This window comes from Streptomyces sp. NBC_00597, from assembly GCF_041431095.1.
In the GTDB taxonomy this organism is placed as follows: Bacteria; Actinomycetota; Actinomycetes; order Streptomycetales; family Streptomycetaceae; genus Streptomyces.
Map to the genome: position 1 here is coordinate 301,775 of NZ_CP107757.1, position 16,521 is coordinate 318,295.

At 73.3% G+C, this 16,521-nt stretch carries 14 protein-coding genes; 8 read left to right on the plus strand and 6 right to left on the minus strand.

Annotated elements, in window-relative coordinates:
• Positions 1–60: 60 nt before the first annotated feature.
• From argF to OG974_RS01260, 3 genes are all read left to right on the plus strand, one after another.
• Positions 61–1,083, plus strand: coding sequence for an ornithine carbamoyltransferase (gene argF / locus OG974_RS01250; protein ID WP_371645096.1), 1,023 nt, complete (start codon positions 61–63; stop codon positions 1,081–1,083).
• Positions 1,084–1,195: 112 nt separating this feature from the next.
• Positions 1,196–2,023 carry an enoyl-CoA hydratase family protein gene (locus OG974_RS01255; RefSeq protein WP_327279104.1) on the plus strand — a complete coding sequence of 276 codons (828 nt, stop codon included), beginning with the start codon at positions 1,196–1,198 and terminating at the stop codon, positions 2,021–2,023.
• Positions 2,024–2,027: 4 nt separating this feature from the next.
• The gene (locus OG974_RS01260; RefSeq protein WP_327279105.1) at positions 2,028–4,310 is read left to right on the plus strand and encodes a bifunctional salicylyl-CoA 5-hydroxylase/oxidoreductase; all 2,283 of its coding nucleotides are present in this window, start codon (positions 2,028–2,030) and stop codon (positions 4,308–4,310) included.
• Positions 4,311–4,317: 7 nt separating this feature from the next.
• On the opposite strand, the gene OG974_RS01265 is transcribed toward OG974_RS01260, so the two are convergent.
• From OG974_RS01265 to OG974_RS01285, 5 genes are read right to left on the minus strand one after another with little or no spacing between them, the layout of a single operon-like run.
• The gene (locus OG974_RS01265) at positions 4,318–4,773 is read right to left on the minus strand and encodes a hypothetical protein (protein ID WP_327279106.1); all 456 of its coding nucleotides are present in this window, start codon (positions 4,771–4,773) and stop codon (positions 4,318–4,320) included.
• Positions 4,770–5,609 (minus strand): GNAT family N-acetyltransferase, encoded by an 840-nt coding sequence (locus OG974_RS01270; RefSeq protein ID WP_327279107.1) that lies wholly within the window; start codon positions 5,607–5,609, stop codon positions 4,770–4,772. Before OG974_RS01270 ends, OG974_RS01265 begins: the two co-directional genes overlap by 4 nt.
• Before the next feature lie 42 nt (positions 5,610–5,651).
• On the minus strand, positions 5,652–6,149 hold the full coding sequence (locus tag OG974_RS01275) for a hypothetical protein (RefSeq protein WP_327279108.1): 498 nt from the start codon (positions 6,147–6,149) through the stop codon (positions 5,652–5,654).
• 26 nt (positions 6,150–6,175) lie between these two features.
• Positions 6,176–6,982, minus strand: coding sequence for a PaaX family transcriptional regulator C-terminal domain-containing protein (locus tag OG974_RS01280; protein WP_371645099.1), 807 nt, complete (start codon positions 6,980–6,982; stop codon positions 6,176–6,178).
• Positions 6,983–7,010: 28 nt separating this feature from the next.
• Entirely contained in the window at positions 7,011–8,687 is a 1,677-nt protein-coding gene (locus OG974_RS01285) for an AMP-binding protein (protein ID WP_371645101.1), read from the minus strand.
• 138 nt (positions 8,688–8,825) lie between these two features.
• Here OG974_RS01285 and OG974_RS01290 point away from each other — a divergent pair, with 138 nt between their 5' ends.
• The 3 genes from OG974_RS01290 to OG974_RS01300 all read left to right on the plus strand — a co-directional run bounded on the left by OG974_RS01290 (position 8,826) and on the right by OG974_RS01300 (position 11,054).
• Positions 8,826–9,935 carry an acyl-CoA dehydrogenase family protein gene (locus tag OG974_RS01290; protein ID WP_327279111.1) on the plus strand — a complete coding sequence of 370 codons (1,110 nt, stop codon included), beginning with the start codon at positions 8,826–8,828 and terminating at the stop codon, positions 9,933–9,935.
• Entirely contained in the window at positions 9,932–10,357 is a 426-nt protein-coding gene (locus OG974_RS01295) for a RidA family protein (protein ID WP_327279112.1), read from the plus strand. Before OG974_RS01290 ends, OG974_RS01295 begins: the two co-directional genes overlap by 4 nt.
• A gap of 91 nt (positions 10,358–10,448) precedes the next feature.
• Positions 10,449–11,054, plus strand: coding sequence for a hypothetical protein (locus tag OG974_RS01300; RefSeq protein WP_327279113.1), 606 nt, complete (start codon positions 10,449–10,451; stop codon positions 11,052–11,054).
• 58 nt (positions 11,055–11,112) lie between these two features.
• Here the strand turns inward: OG974_RS01300 and OG974_RS01305 are convergent, their stop codons facing one another.
• The gene (locus tag OG974_RS01305; protein WP_327279114.1) at positions 11,113–12,510 is read right to left on the minus strand and encodes a Xaa-Pro aminopeptidase; all 1,398 of its coding nucleotides are present in this window, start codon (positions 12,508–12,510) and stop codon (positions 11,113–11,115) included.
• Between the two features lie 173 nt (positions 12,511–12,683).
• Between OG974_RS01305 and OG974_RS01310 the strand changes: the two genes are divergently transcribed.
• Together OG974_RS01310 and OG974_RS01315 are read left to right on the plus strand one after the other, a co-directional pair.
• Complete coding sequence (locus tag OG974_RS01310; RefSeq protein WP_329314856.1) at positions 12,684–15,080, plus strand: collagenase; 2,397 nt, start codon at positions 12,684–12,686, stop codon at positions 15,078–15,080.
• A gap of 127 nt (positions 15,081–15,207) precedes the next feature.
• A complete protein-coding gene (locus OG974_RS01315; protein ID WP_327279116.1) occupies positions 15,208–16,368 on the plus strand; it encodes an FAD-binding oxidoreductase in 1,161 nt (386 codons plus the stop codon).
• The last annotated feature ends 153 nt before the right edge of the window (positions 16,369–16,521 follow it).

Here is a 16,521-nt window from a genome sequence, read left to right on the forward strand (position 1 = left end):
AATACGGGGCATCGTATAGAGTTCCAGTATCCCCTGTCAGCGCGACCCTGGAGTACCCCCATGGCCACCGACCTCGTCGGCCGTAGTTTCCTCAAGGAGCTCGACTTTTCAGCCGCCGAGTTCCGCGGCCTGATCGAGCTCGCCGCCGAACTCAAGGCGGCCAAGAAGGCCGGGGTGGAGCAGCGCCGTCTCCAGGGCAGGAACATCGCGCTGATCTTCGAGAAGACCTCGACGCGCACCCGCTGCGCGTTCGAGGTCGCCGCCGCCGACCAGGGTGCCCACACCACCTACCTCGACCCCGTCGGCTCCCAGATGGGGCACAAGGAGTCGGTCAAGGACACGGCGCGGGTGCTGGGCCGGATGTTCGACGGCATCGAGTACCGCGGGGACAGCCAGGAGGCCGTCGAGGCGCTCGCCGCCCACTCCGGCGTGCCGGTGTTCAACGGCCTCACCGACGACTGGCACCCGACCCAGATGCTGGCCGACGTGCTCACCATGACCGAGCACTGCGCCAAGCCGCTGGACCGGATCGCCTTCGCCTACCTCGGCGACGCCCGCTTCAACATGGGCAACTCCTACCTGGTGACTGGTGCGCTGCTCGGCATGGACGTGCGCATCGTCGCGCCGAAGGCCTACTGGCCCGCCGAGCCCGTGGTGGCGAAGGCGCGCGAGCTCGCCGACGCCAGCGGGGCCCGGATCACGTTGACCGAGGACGTCGCCGCGGGCATGGCCCAGGCGGACTTCGTCGCCACCGACGTGTGGGTCTCGATGGGCGAGCCCAAGGAGGTCTGGGACGAGCGGATCGGCGCCCTGGCCCCGTACGCCGTCACGATGGACGTGCTGCGCGCGAGCGGCAACCCGGACGTGAAGTTCCTGCACTGCCTGCCCGCCTTCCACGACCTGGGCACCAAGGTCGGCCGGGAGATCCACGAGCGGCACGGGCTGGACTCGCTGGAAGTGACGGACGAGGTGTTCGAATCCGCGCACTCGGTCGTCTTCGACGAGGCCGAGAACCGGCTGCACACCATCAAGGCCGTGCTCGTCGCGACGATGGCCCGGCCGGCCCCGGGACTGCCCGCATAGTCATGCGGGCCGCGCCGCCCGGGGCGCCCCGGGCGGCCTTTCCGCGCCGTACGCTCACCCAGATGTCGCGTTTCTGTGACGGCAGTCAGGATGCGGTGATATCGTCGATCGTGTGAGCCCCTTCATCGGTTCCACAGCAGCGACCGAACGGTGGCGCCACCTGCGGGTGACCCGGCAGGACGGCGTGGCCACCGTCACCCTCGACCGCCCCGAGAAACTCAACGCCCTCACCTTCGGTGCCTACGCCGACCTGCGCGACCTGCTCGCCGAACTCTCCCGGGAGCGGTCCGTACGGGCCCTCGTGCTCGGCGGCGAGGGGCGCGGGTTCTGCTCCGGCGGGGACGTGGACGAGATCATCGGCGCCACCCTCGCCATGGACACCGCCCAGCTCCTCGACTTCAACCGGATGACCGGCCAGGTGGTGCGGGCCCTGCGCGAGGCCCCCTTCCCGGTGATCGCCGCCGTGCACGGGGTCGCCGCGGGCGCGGGCGCCGTCCTCGCCCTCGCCGCCGACTTCCGGATCGCCGACCCCACCGCCCGCTTCGCCTTCCTCTTCACCCGCGTCGGCCTCTCCGGCGGGGACATGGGCGCCGCGTACCTGCTGCCCCGCGTCGTCGGCCTCGGCCACGCCACCCGGCTACTGATGCTCGGAGAGCCCGTACGCGCCCCGGAGGCCGAGCGCATCGGCCTGCTCAGCGAGGTCACCGAGGAGGGCAAGGCCGGCGTACGGGCCGCCGAACTCGCCGCGCACCTCGCGACCGGCCCGGCCCTGGCGTACGCCCAGACCAAGGCGCTGCTGACTGCCGAGCTCGACATGCCGCTGGCCGCGTCGGTCGAGCTCGACGCCAACACCCAGGCCCTGCTGATGAACGGCCGGGACTACGCCGAATTCCACGCCGCCTTCACCGCGAAGCGGCCCCCGGAGTGGGAGGGCAGGTAGCGCCATGTCCGCGGGCACCGAGCCGGCCGGCAGCTCCCGGCCCGCCCTGCGGGTCGCCGTCGTCGGCGGCGGCCCGGGCGGCCTGTACGCCGCCGCACTGCTGGCCCGCCAGGGCCACACCGTCGAGGTCTGGGAACGGGGCGCCCCCGAGGACACCTTCGGCTTCGGCGTGGTGCTCTCCGACGAGACCCTCGGCGGCATCGAACGGGCCGACACCGTCGTCTACGCCGCCCTCAGCGCGGAGTTCGTCCGCTGGGACGACATCGACGTCGTTCACCGGGGCCGGCTGTTGACCTCCGGCGGCCACGGCTTCGCGGCCCTCGGCCGGCGCAGGCTGCTGGAGATCCTCCACGAACGCTGCGCCGGACTCGGGGTCAAGCTCCGCTTCCGCACCGCGGCGCCGGCCGCCGAGGTACTGGCGGCCTCGTACGACCTGGTCATCGCGGCCGACGGGGTCCACAGCGCCACCCGGCAGAGCGGCGCCGCGCACTTCCGCCCGACGCTGACGAGCGGACGATGCCGGTACATCTGGCTCGCCGCCGACTTCGCCTTCGACGCCTTCCGATTCGAGATCGCGGAGACCGAGCACGGCGTCATGCAGCTGCACGCCTACCCGTACTCCGCCGACGGCTCCACCGTGATCGTCGAGATGCACGAACAGGTGTGGCGGGCCGCCGGCCTCGACCTGTGCGACGAGGCCGAGTCGGCCGCCCGCTGCGCCAAGATCTTCGGCGAGGCCCTGAGCGGCCGGCCGCTGCACGGCAACCGCTCCGCCTGGACGGAGTTCCGCACGGTCGTCAACGAGCGGTGGTCGCACGGCAACGTGGTCCTGCTCGGCGACGCGGCCCACACCGCGCACTTCTCCATCGGCTCCGGTACCAAACTGGCCGTGGAGGACGCCCTCGCGCTCGCCGAAGCGGTGGCCGCGGAGCCGGACGTACCCGCCGCCCTGGCCGCGTACGAGAGCGCCCGGAGGCCGGCGGTCGCCTCGACCCAGCGGGCCGCCGCGGCCAGCATGCGCTGGTTCGAGGAACTCGCCGGGTACGTGGACCAGCCCGCCCGGCAGTTCGCCTTCAACCTGCTCACCCGCAGCCGCCGGGTGACCCACGACAACCTGCGGCTGCGCGACGAGCGGTTCACCCGGGCCGTGGAACGGGACTTCGGCTGCCCGGACGAGCACACCCCGCCGATGTTCACCCCGCTGAAGCTGCGCGGGCTGACCCTGCGCAACCGCGTCGTGGTCTCACCGATGGACATGTACTCGGCCGCCGACGGCGACGGGACGCCGGGGGACTTCCACCTCGTGCACCTGGGCGCGCGGGCCCTCGGCGGAGCCGCCCTGGTGATGACCGAGATGGTCTGCGTGTCCCCCGGGGGCCGGATCACCCCCGGCTGCACCGGCCTCTACACCGCCGAGCAGGCCGCGGCCTGGACCCGGATCGCGGACTTCGTCCACACCGCCGCGCCCGGCACCGCGCTCGGCGTCCAGCTCGGCCACTCGGGCCGCAAGGGCTCGACGCGGCTCATGTGGGAGGGCATGGACGACCCCCTTCCGGAGGGCAACTGGCCGGTGGCGGCCGCCTCCGAACTGCCCTACCGGCCGGGCGTCTCGGCCGTCCCGCGCGCCCTGACCGTGGAGGACCTCGCGTCGATCCGCTCCGATTTCGCGGCAGCCGCCGTACGGGCCGCCGGCTGCGGGTTCGACCTGCTGGAACTGCACTGCGCCCACGGCTACCTGCTGTCCGGGTTCCTGTCCCCGCTCACCAACCACCGCACCGACGCCTACGGAGGCCCGCTGGAGAACCGGCTCCGGTTCCCGCTGGAGGTCTTCGACGCCGTCCGCGCCGTCTGGCCCGACGACCGCCCCATGACCGTCCGCATCTCGGCCACCGACTGGGCCCCGGGCGGCACCTCCGCCCAGGACGCGGTGGACATCGCGGCCGCGTTCGCCGCGCACGGCGCCGACGCCATCGACGTGTCGACCGGCCAGGTGGTGGCGGACGAGACGCCCGAGTACGGGCGCTCGTACCAGACCCCGTACGCCGACCGGATCCGCAACGCCCTGGGCGTCCCGGTCATCGCCGTCGGCGCCATCTCCTCCTGGGACGACGTGAACTCCCTGCTGCTGGCGGGCCGCGCCGACCTCTGCGCCGTCGGCCGCCCCCACCTGTACGACCCGCACTGGACCCTGCACGCGGCCGCCGACCAGTCCTACGAAGGCCCGGCCGCGCCCTGGCCCGCCCCCTACCGGGCCGGCAGCCGCAAACCACCGGCCGGCCGCGGCTGAGGCGCGGTCACCCGCCGCCGGGCGCCAGGCACTCGTGGCACAGGCAGGGCCGCGGGTGCGGTCGGTCCGGCCACCGCCCGCCGCGCAGCTGCGCCGCTCGCAGCTCCAGCCCGGGCGCCGTCCGCACCGCGTCCGCCTCGGCCGCCGCGCCCCAGAACCGCGACCAGCCGGCGGCGCGCAGCACGGCCGGGCTGCGCACCAGCTTCGGCCGGAAGGCGTGCAGATGGCGGGTGTGGACGTACCCCTGCACGTGGCGCCGGGTGTGCCGGGGGCGGCCGACGACCATGCACTGGTCCAGGCCGTCCACCACGTCGAAGACGTACACCTTGGCGCCGCCCGGGAAGGTCTTCGTCCCCGGGCGCAGGGCCTGGCCGTCCTCGCCCCAGCGGCGCCACTGCACGACGTTCGCGGCGAGTACCCACAGCGGTTCGGGCGGTCCACCGGGTTCCGGAGGGGCGCTCATACGGCGGCCACCTCGACGCGGTCCTCGACCGGGGTGTAGCCCAGGCGCCGGTAGATGCCGTTGCTGGTCGGGTTGGCCAGGTCCGTGAAGAGCAGCACCTCCGAGGCGCCGGCCGCGTACGCCGCTTCGCTCACCGCGTGCGTGACCCCGGCGGCGTACCCCCGACCGCGCAGCTGCGGCGGGGTGTACACCGGGCCGACCCGGGACACCGAGCCGATGGCGCGGAAGAACCCGGCCATCGACACCGGTGTCCCGGCGTCTTCCCAGAGCAGCATGCCCCCGTACGCGAGCCGGTCGCGCAGGAAGGCCTCGGAGGGGCCGCCCGGCTCCCGGGTCTCCCGCTTGAAGGCGCCGGCCCAGTCCAGCAGCAGCGGGAGGTCGTCCTCGACCGCGGTCCGGGCCCGCCCGGCCGGCGCGGGATCAGGGGTGAGGAGTCCGGCGAGCCGGTACAGCCGGTTCTCTTCGGTGACCTCGCTGCGCCTGCCCCAGGCCGCGGCCAGCGCCTGCGCGTCGTGGCGGCGGGCGTTCAGCGCGTCCACCCCGGCGAGCAGCGGCTCGGCGGCGAGCGCCGCCCCCAGCGCGCGGACGGCCTCCTGCGGCATCGCTCCGATCAGCAGCGGATACGGCGGGGTGCACAGCAGCGCGCCGGAGACGTTCCCGTCGGCGGCGGTCCACCAGCCGAAGAACGGCTCGGCGGATCCGTACGCGTCCGTACCGCGCCGCTCCAGCGCGTCGGTCACGGTCAACAGGGTGGTGTTGGCGACGGGCTCGGCGGCCAGGGCCGGGCCCGCCGCGGCCAGATAGGCCGCCAGGTCATGGGTGAAGGTCCACGTCATGGCTCATGATGGCGCCGAATCGTTTCCTCGGCACACCGGTTTCTACGAGGGCAGCCAGGCCGGCCACCACGGCGGCACGTTGTCGGCCCCGCAGAGTCCCGAGTCCCCGTGGTAGCCGTCCAGCGTGCCCTTCGTGGCGAAGAACCAGACGACGACCACGGCCAGGACGAGCAGGACCGGCACGGCGCGCAGCAGCAGGGGCAGTCTCCGCAGGAGGAAGGCGACCAGCAGCGAGAGGAGCGCGCACCCCGGCACCATCAGCACCAGCAGGAAGGTCATCTCGAAGCGCCCGCCCCCCTCCCATCCCGCGTCGCAGTACGCGCGGGCGTTGGAGGCGAGCGAGACGGCGGACCACCCCGCCACTGCACCGAGCAGCGCCGCCCCCGCCAGTTGGAGTCGTGCGGCCAGCTGCCCCGGCGGCTTCGCAGGCGCCTGGTACCACGTCTGCGGCTGGGGCTGCGACTGCGGAGCGAACGGAGGCTGGGGCCGCGGCGGAAGCGGCGGCTGTTGCGGGGACAGGGGAAGATCACGATGTGTCACATCCCCTCCTGACGCCGCCCCGTCGGCTACGGTTCCGCGAACCCCGCGCCGATGTCCCGTAGCCGGGAGTGCAGTTCGGCGAAGACGGCCGCCGCCCGGTCTCCCGGCCAGTCCGCGGGCAGCAGCTCCCGCGGCAGGCCCGGGTCGGCGTACGGCAGGCGCCGCCAGGTGTCCAGGGCGAGCAGGTAGCCGCGGTAGGCCTCCTCCGGGGCGGGGGCCGGGCCCGACTGCAGGGCCCGCAGCACCGGCTCGTGCCGGTCGAGGAACTCCTCGTGCTGTTTGGCCAGCGAGGTCAGGTCCCACCACCGGGCCACCGCTTCGGCGGTCGGGGCGAAGCCGAGGTGGCCGCCGCGGAACAGTTCCACGTACGGCGTCAGGTGCAGCCGGTCCAGGGTGTGCCCGGTCTCGTCGTACAGGTGGGCCGGGGCGATCCACACCCCCGGCGCCACCGCGCCGAAGCCCAGGCGGGCGAGCCGCGAGCGCAGCAGGTGCCGCTTGTGCCGCTCCTGCTCCGGCACGGAGAACACCGCCAGCAGCCATTCGCCCGCCGGATGTGCGTCGCGGTCCCCGTAGATCCGCCGGTCGCCGTCGTCCAGCAGCTGCCGTGCCTCCGCGGAGAGCTCGTACCCCGCGGAGCCGTCCGCGGCGCGCGCGGGCAGCAGGAAGCCGCGCCGCTTCAGCCGGGACACCGACGAGCGGACCGACGGGGCGTCCACGCAGGCCGCGCCCAGCAGGCGGACCAGCGCCGACACCGGGACCGGGCCGGCGAAGGCCCGCCCGTAGGCGCCGTAGAACGTGACGATCAGGGATCGCGGAGTGTGCTGCTCGACCACGGGTTCACTGTAGGGGGCCTCTGGTCACTCAGCCCGGGCTCGCGGCGTCCGGAGGCGGGCCGACCGGCAGGACGCCCTGTGCGTCGCCCCTTGCGTCGCGCAGCCGGAACCGCTGCAGTTTCCCGGTCGCGGTCCGCGGGAGCGCGGGGAGGAAGACGAAGGCGCGGGGGCACTTGTGCGGAGCCAGTTCCGCCCGCATGAACGCCCGCAGGGCCTCCTCGGTCAGCGCGGCGCCGGCCCGCAGGACGGTGTACGCGACCACGATCTGCCCGCGTCGCTCGTCCGGGCGGCCCACCACCGCGGCCTCCACCACGTCCGGGTGGCGCATCAGGGCTTCCTCCACTTCCGGGCCCGCAATGTTGTAGCCCGCCGAGACGATCATGTCGTCGGCGCGGGCGACGTACCGGAAGTAGCCTTCCGGATCGCGGACGTAGGTGTCCCCGGTCAGGTTCCAGCCGTCCCGCACGTACTCCTCCTGCCGCGGATCCGCCAGGTAACGGCAGCCGACCGGGCCGCGCACGGCCAGCAGCCCCGGCTCGTTGTCCGCGACCGGGCGCCCCGAGCCGTCCACCACCCGCGCCTGCCAGCCCGGCACCACGCGGCCGGTCGTGCCCGGGCGGATGTCCTCGTCGGCCGCGGAGATGAAGATGTGCAGCAGTTCGGTGGCGCCGATGCCGTTGATGATCTGCAGCCCGGTGCGCTCGTACCAGGCCTGCCAGGTGGCCGCCGGGAGGTTCTCGCCCGCCGAGACGCAGCGGCGCAGTGCCGAGAGGTCGTGGGCGCCCACGTCGTACGGGCCCAGGGCGTCCAGCATCGCCCGGTACGCGGTGGGCGCGGTGAACAGCACCGTGACCCGGTGTTCGGCGAGCGCGGGCAGCAGGCGGCGCGGGACCGCCTGGTCGATCAGCAGGGCGCAGGCGCCGGCGCGCAGCGGGAAGACGACCAGGCCGCCGAGGCCGAAGGTGAAGCCGAGCGGCGGACTGCCCGCGAAGACGTCGTCGGGGCGGGGGCGCAGGACGTTGCGGGAGAAGGTGTCGGCGACGGACAGCAGATCGCGGTGGAAGTGCATGCAGCCCTTGGGGCGGCCGGTGGTGCCCGAGGTGAAGGCGATCAGCGCCACGTCGTCGGCGGAGGTCTCGACGGCGCGGAACGGTGCCTCGTGCCGGTCGGCCAGCCGCAGCAGGTCGTCCGGCGCCTCGCCGCCGTACGGGGTGATCCGCAGGCCGGGCACCTCGGCCTTGACCAGGTCGTCCAGCACGCCCACGTGGCACAGCGCGTGCTGCACCCGGGCCATCGCGCAGACCGTGGCCAGCTCCTGCGCCCGCTGCTGGGCGAGGACGGTCACGGCCACCGCGCCCGCCTTCATCACCGCCAGCCAGCACGCGGCGAGCCAGGGACCGGTGGGTCCGCGCAGCAGCACCCGGTTGCCGGGGACCACACCGAGGTCGGCCGCGAGTACGTGGGCGAGGCGGTCCACGCGCTCGCGCAGCCCGCCGTACGACCACACCTCGCCTGAGCCGCTGCGGAAGGCGGGGCGGTCGGGCCCGAACCGGTCGATGGTGGCGTCGAGCAGCTCGGCGCCGCAGTTGAGCCGGTCGGGGTAGGCCAGTTCGGGGAGCTCGAACAGGAGCCGCGGCCAGGCGTGCGGCGGCGGCAGATGGTCGCGCGCGAAGGTGTCGGCGTGGGCGGAAGGCTTGAGCTCCAAGGCGGGTTCGCCCCCTTGCAACGGCAGCGGCCCCCTGGCCGGGGACCGAAGTGGCGGAGCAGGCCGTGCACGTGCGCTACGAGCGTATCGTGATGGTGACGGCAGTCAACAGGACGCGATAGAAGCGGGGATGTTCGGATGACCGGATTCGCGCTCGGGGCGGAACAAGAGGAGTGGTGCGGGCAACTGCGCGCGCTGGCGGCGGACCGGCTGCGGCCGCTCGCGGAGAAGGGGGAGCCGGGCCGGGTCAACCGCCCGCTGCTCGCGGCACTGGGGGAGTTGGGTCTGCTGGAGCGGGTCTTCACCTCGGGAGCGCTGGAGCTGTGCATGCTGCGCGAATCCCTCGCGTACGGGTGCACGGAAGCGGAGACGGCCCTCGCCCTCCAGGGTCTGGGGGCGCATCCGGTGCTCCGCTCGGGCACGCCGGAGCAGCGGGCGCACTGGCTGCCCCCGGTACGGGCCGGGCGGGCGGTGGCGGCCTTCGCGCTGAGCGAGCCGGGGGCGGGCTCGGACGCGGCGGCGCTGGCGCTGGAGGCCGTCCCGGACGGGGACGGCTGGCGGCTCGGCGGCGAGAAGTGCTGGATCTCCAACGCGCCCGAGGCGGACTTCTACACGGTGTTCGCCCGCACGGGCGAGGGGCCGGCCGCCAAGGGGGTCACCGCCTTCCTGGTCCCGGCCGACCGTCCGGGCCTGTCGGGCGAATCCTTGGACATGCTCTCCCCGCACCCCATCGGCCGACTGGTCTTCGACGGGGTCCCGGTCGGCCCGCAGGACCTGCTCGGAGAGCCCGGCCGGGGGTTCCGGGTCGCGATGGACACCCTGAACCGGTTCCGGCCGAGCGTGGGCGCCTTCGCCGTCGGCATGGCCCGGGCCGCACTGGACGCGACCCTGGCGCACACGGCGGCGCGGCGCGCGTTCGGAGGAGTACTGGCCGACCTCCAGGCGGTGGGCCACCGGGTGGCCGACATGGCCACCCGTACCGAGGCGGCCCGGCTGCTGGTCTACGCGGCGGCGGGCGCCTACGACGCCGGCTCCCCGGACGTCCCGCGCCGCTCCGCCATGGCGAAACTGCTCGCGACGGAGACGGCCCAGTACGTGGTGGACCACGCGGTCCAGCTGCACGGAGCCGTCGCCCTCCAGCGCGGCCACCTGCTGGAGCACCTGTACCGGGAGGTCCGGGCGCCGCGGATCTACGAGGGTGCCAGCGAGGTGCAGCGCACGATCATCGCGAAGGAGCTCTACCGGTGAGCCGTGAGCGCAGCGACATCGAGCGGATCAACCCGGCCGAGCTCTCGCCGCCGACGGGCTTCTCGCACGCGGTGGCCGCGAGCGGTTCCCGGCTGGTGTTCCTGGCGGGCCAGACCGCGCTGGACTCCTCGGGCAAGGTGGTGGGGGACGCCCTGCCCGAGCAATTCGAACGTGCGCTGTCCAACCTCCTGGCGGCCCTTGCCGCGTCGGGCGGCGCCCCGGCGGACCTGGCCCGGGTGACGGTCTACACGGTCGACGTGGGCGCGTACCGCCTCCATGCGTCCGAACTCGGCAGCATCTGGCGCCGGCTGGCCGGTCGCGACTATCCGGCCATGGCGGTGATCGGGGTCGTCCGACTCTGGGACGAGCCCGCCCTGGTCGAACTGGACGGTATTGCCGTACTCCCCTCGCCAGCCCCTTGACCAGGTGGCTTTGACAGCGAGCCAGAGAGGGGTGAGGGTTGGAAATGACCTTTTTGTAAGAAAACTCACCAATGCTCGGAGGTGCGTGGTCATGCGCCGTGGGATCAAAGCGACGGTTCTGGCAGGGGCCGCGGGCGTCGCGCTCGGCCTGATGCCCGTCAGCGGGGCGTTCGCCGCGGGTCTGCCCCAGACCCAGCAGCACAACGACTCGGGATGGTGCTCCGAGAACTGGCGCGGGGACAACTGGCGTGACTGCTGCGACTCCTCCCGCTGGCACAACTGGAACGACCGTCCCAGCTGGTGCCGGGATGTCGACGCCCGGAACGGCCGCCACGACAACGCCAACTGGAACAACAACTGGAACAACAACCGGGACGACGGACGCTTCAGCCACGACAACCGCAACAGTGACAACTGGAACAGCGGCCACGACAACGGCCGGAACGACAACGGATCCGGTGGCCACGACAACGGCGGTGGCAGCGGCCACGACAACGGTGGCGGCGGCGGATACGGCGGCGGCGGTGGGGGCGGCGACGGCGGAGGCCGCAGTGGAGGCGGCGGCGACGGTGGAGGCGGCGGCAACGGTGGCGGCGGGGGCGGCGACGGTGGAGGCGGCGGCAATGGTGGAGGCGGCGGGGGCGGCGACGGTGGAGGCGGCGGCAATGGTGGAGGCGGCGGGGGCGGTGGCCACTAGCCCCGCGGCCTGACCGGTCACCGGCCCCGCGCCGTGGCCGCCCGCCGGCCCCCCGGCGTCAGCGGCCCTCCAGCAGGGTCCCCATCCACTCCTCGATCCCCGCGACCGTGCGGGGCAGGGCGCCCGACATCAGTCGGGCGCCCGTTGCCGTGACGACCAGGTCGTCCTCGATGCGGACGCCGATGCCCCGCAGCTCCGGCGGCAGGGTCTCGTCGTCCGGCTGGAGGTAGAGGCCCGGCTCGACCGTCAGGACCTGTCCCTCCTCCAGGACCCCGTCCAGGTAGGTTTCCGCGCGCGCCTTCGCGCAGTCGTGGACGTCCAGGCCCAGCATGTGCCCGCTGCTGCACAGCGTGTACCGGCGGTGCAGGTCGCCCCGCGCGTCCTTCAGGACGCCCCACTCGGCCAGGCCCTCCGCGATCACCCGCATCCCGGCCCGGTGGAAGTCCCGGAAGCTCGCGCCCGGCCGCAGCGCGGCCATGCCCGCGTCCTGCGCCGCCAGCACCAGTTCGTAGACCTGCCGTTGGACGGGGGAGAAGCGCCCCGACAGCGGGAGGGTGCGCGTGATGTCCGCCGTGTAGAGGCTGTCGGTCTCCACGCCCGCGTCCAGGAGCAGCAGATTGTTGCGGTCGAGCGGGCCGTCGTTGCGGATCCAGTGCAGGACGCACGCGTGCGCGCCCGACGCCGCGATCGTCTCGTACCCGGTGCCGTTGCCCTCCGCCCGGGCACGCAGGCCGAACACCCCCTCGATCCACCGCTCGCCCCGGGGGTGCGCCAGTGCGCGCGGCAGTGCCCGTACCACGTCTTCGAAGCCGGCGGCCGTGTGGTCGACGGCGAGTTGGAGCTGGCCGACCTCCCAGGCGTCCTTCACCAGGCGCAACTCGGAGAGGACGGCGGCCAGTTCCGTGTCGGTCGCGGCATTGCGGCCGCTCGGTGAGCCGAGGGCGTCCAGGTGGGCGCAGCGCAGGCCGGTGAGGCGCTCGGCCTCGGCCAGGTCGGGGCGGCGGCCGACCCAGAACTCCCCGTACCGGCGGTCCCGGTAGAACTCCTCGTTGCCGTCCGCGCGCGGCGAGCGGGGGCGCAGGTGGAGTACGGCCTCGTGGCCCTGCGGGCCCGAGGGCTCCAGTACGAGGACGTGGCCCACCTGGTCCTCGCCCGTCAATCCGGTCAGCCAGGCGTATGCGCTGTGCGGGCGGAAGCGGTGGTCGCAGTCGTTGGAGCGCACCTTGAGCTCGCCTGCCGGGATGATCAGCCGCTCGCCCGGGAAGCGCGCCGAGAGCCGGGCGCGCCGGGCCGGGGTGAGCTCGTACGCGGAGACCCGCGCGGCATCGGGGAGGGGGGACGGCGCCCAGTCGGCCGCCATGAACCGTGACAACTCCGGCGATACCGGCAGGTCGTGGCTGCCGATGTTGAGGCGGGAGACGGGGCTCGTTGCCGCGGGGGAGGGGGTGTCGGTCATGAGGGCTCCCTCAAGAAGATGCGAACTGGTGGGCGCACAGGTCTTGTCAGTGCAATTTCACATTACTATGTTACAGCTCACATCGCGGCACGTTAATCCCCGTCAAACGCCGTGTGACGCAGGGCAGTTCACGCACCACTTCCCCCACCTCCCTTCCCATCCAGGAGTCTTTGGTGTCTCAGCACAGAGCTGTGCGTACGTCTCTCCTCTCCGCCGCCGTCGCGGTGACGCTGCTCGCCTCCGCGGGCCAGGCCGTGTCCCAGACCGCCGACCGGGCACCCGCGGCCGCACCCGCCACCGCCGCCGTGCCCGGCACCTTCGCCTCCGGCGCGCCCGGCGCGAACCCGTTCGACCAGGTCGACCACCTCGCCGCGCCCAAGGAGGCCAAGCCGGCGCCGGCCCAGGCTCCCGGCGGTCTGGCCGCGGACGGCCGCATCCCCGGGGCCGCCCCCGCCGCCGCCCTCACCGGGCGCACGGAGCGCGCCGAGAAGAGCCGCGAACTCGCCGCCGCCCAGGCCGCCCCCACCGCGCGGAGCGTCGCCGCGGGCGTCCCCTGCACCCTCGACGGGATCACGGGCCTCAGCCCCGAGCAGTTCGCCGACTTCCTGGCCGACCCGGCCGTCACCGCCGACGGCTGCCTGCGCGGGCTGATCTGGACCTGGGACGCCCGGCTGGCGCCCGTCATGTCCGACGCGCACGTCCAGGCCGTCTCCCGCCGGATATCCGGCCTGGCCGCAGCCCACGACGGCCGGGGCTCCTCGCACCTGGAGGAGATGTTCACCTTCCTGCACGCGGCCGTGTACCACGACTTCTCGCGCTCCGAGATCGACCTCACCGACGCCGCGACCGTCGACGCCATGAGCCGGGCCGTCGCCGACTTCGGCGACGCCGCGCACACCTTCGACGCCACCGCGTCCAACGCCCGGACCCTGCGCGAGGCGCTCTACTCCACCGGGCCCGGCATGCGCCAGCGCCAGCTCGGCCTCATCAAGAAGGTCCTGCCCACCCTGGACGCCTCACACCCCGCGACCAGCGGCGATGCGGCCTGGGGCGGCGCGGTCCTCGCCGCCCTCACCGTCAACTACCTCGGCGTGTACCCGGGCAACCAGGACTCCGCCTTCCACGCCGCGGCCAAGGCCGATCCCGCCTACCGCGCCGCCTTCAAGGCCTTTGCCGGATACACCCACCTGAAGGGCACCGCGAACGCCTGGGCGGCCCGCGACGCGCTCGGAGAGTACGGCCGCTTCGGCCAGATCGACGGCCTGCGCGACCAGGTCACCGCCGACCTCGGCGGTCTCCTGGAGCCGGTCAAGACCGGGTGGGGCAGCGGCAGCGAGCAGTGGGCCAAGATCGTCTCCTGGCTGAACACCTACGAGGCGTGCAAGCCGTACGGGGTGTGCAAGGAGGACATCGAGAAGATGCTCTTCCCGAACACCTACAGCTACGACAACGGCGCCATCAAGGTCCGCACGGCCCTCGACCGGGCCACCGTCGACCAGCTCTACTACGCGAGCAAGCAGGTCAAGACGCAGTTCCACCGGGTCATCGGGACCGACCAGCCGCTGGCCGGCGACCCCAACACCACGCTGAACATCACCCTGTACGCCTCCCGCGCCGACTACGTGACCTACCAGACGATGCTGTACGGCTACGGCACCGAGAACGGCGGCATGTACATCGAGAACGGCGCCACTTTCTACACGTACCAGCGGCGCGTCCCGCAGGACTCCTCCCTCACCCTCGAAGAGCTCTTCCGCCACGAGTACACGCACTACCTCAACGGCCGGTTCGCCGTCCCCGGGTTCTTCGGCGAGGGCCCCTGGTACGAGGGCGACCGCACGACCGCCATGGACGAGGGCACCGCCGAGTTCTTCGACGGCGCCACCCGCGACAACGGCATCGCCGTCCGCAAGTCCCTGGTCAAGGGCATCATCAGCGACACCGCCGGCGGCGGCCCGCGCATGTCGGTCGAGCAGCTGCTGAACGCCACGTACGAAGGCGACGGCTTCCGCTTCTACAACTACGCGGGCACCTTCTTCGAGTTCCTGTGGACCGAGAAGCCCACGCTGCTGCGCGAGATGTACACCCACCTGCGCAACAACGACGTCGCGGCGTACGACTCCTGGCGCCACCGGATGGGTGCGGACACCTACCTCCAGCGCGACTACGACCGCTTCCTGGACGCGCAGATCGCCAAGGTCGACCAGCTCTACGTGCCGAACACCACCTTCACGGCCAACGACAAGCTGCGCGACTCCGCGCTGGCGAACGTGAAGTCGACCTTCGCGGCGGCCACGTACAACACCCCGGACTGCGTGGAGAACGGGGACCCGGGCAAGCGCCGGTTCACCTGTACCGGCCGGATCACCGCGAACCTGAAGAACTGGCGCAGTGACGACCAGAACTTCAAGGACATGTCGGAGACCGTGGACTACTTCATCCTCGACCGGGCGGGCGCTGCCTCCAACAACCTGGCCGACATGAACTGTTCTTTCGGTCCCGTGGAGATCTGGACCAACCACGTGGCGGGGACGTCGAGTTACAGCTGTGAGGGACCGCTGCGCAGCTGATCCGCAGACCGGGCCGGTCCCTTCCGAACGGGGGGAGGGGCCGGCCCGCGGTCCGGTCCGCGGACCGGACCGCAGGCCGGGCCGGACGAGCCTAGGCACCGACTAAAGAATGTGACATATTACTGCCGTGCCCAAGAGACATCCCCTGGACGTCGTGATCATCGGCGCCGGCGTCGTCGGAGCCGCGATCGCGTACTACGCGGCCCGCTCCGGACTCTCCGTGGCCGTCGTCGACCGCGGTCCCGTCGCGGGCGGGACGACGGGAGCCGGGGAGGGCAACCTGCTCGTCTCCGACAAGGAGGCGGGCCCGGAGCTCGACCTGGCCCTGCTGTCGGCCGGCCTGTGGCGCGAACTCGCCGCCGTCCTCCCGCGGGAGATCGAGTACGAGGCCAAGGGCGGCCTCGTCGTCGCCCCGGACGGGGCTTCGCTCAAGGCGCTGCGGGCCTTCGCCGAGGGCCAGCGCGCCGCCGGGGTCGAAGCCGTCGAGGCGGGAGCCGACGACCTCCGCACCCTGGAGCCCCACTTGGCCCCGGGACCCGCGGGCGGATTCCTCTACCCGCAGGACTCCCAGGTCCAGCCGGCCCAGGCGGCGGCCAGACTGCTGGCCGCGTCGGGCGCGCAGGTGCACCTCGGCGAGGAGGTGACCGCGGTCCTCCGCGCACCCGACGGGTCCGGCGCGGTGCGCGGGGTGCGGACCGCGCGGCGCGAACTACTCGCACCCGCGGTGGTGAACGCGGCCGGCACCTGGGGCGGCCGCATCGCAGAACTGGCCGGGGTGTCCCTCCCGGTGCTCCCGCGCCGAGGGTTCGTCCTGGTGACGGAACCGCTGCCGCGGGTGGTCCGGCACAAGGTCTACGCCGCCGACTACATCGCCGACGTCGCCAGCGGCTCGGCAGCCCTCCAGTCTTCGGCGGTGGTCGAGGGCACCCCGTCGGGGCCGGTCCTGATCGGGGCGACCCGGGAGCGCGTCGGCTTCGACCGCTCCCTGTCGGTGGAGGCCCTGCGCAGGCTCGCCGCGCAGGCGGCGGCGCTGTTCCCCGTCCTGCGGGACGTGCGCGTGCTGCGGACCTACCACGGTTTCCGGCCGTACCTCCCCGACCACCTTCCGGCGATCGGCCCGGACCCCCGGGCCCCGGGGCTGCTGCACGCCTGCGGCCACGAGGGGGCGGGCATCGGCCTGGCCCCGGCCACGGGCCTGCTGATCGCTGCCGCGCTGACGGGGGCCGAACCCCCGCTGCCGCCGGAGCCGTTCCGCCCGGACCGCTTCCCCCCGGAGCCGGCCCGATGACCGCCCCGCGCCCGGACGCCCGCCGCCGCGGGGAACGGTTCCCCCACCCGTCCTCCTCCCGTTCACCGGGCTCTGCCCGGACCCGCGCTCCACACGCGCCGGGTTGCGGGCGGAGCCCGATGCGGCGCAGCCGCACACGTACCACGTCGAAGG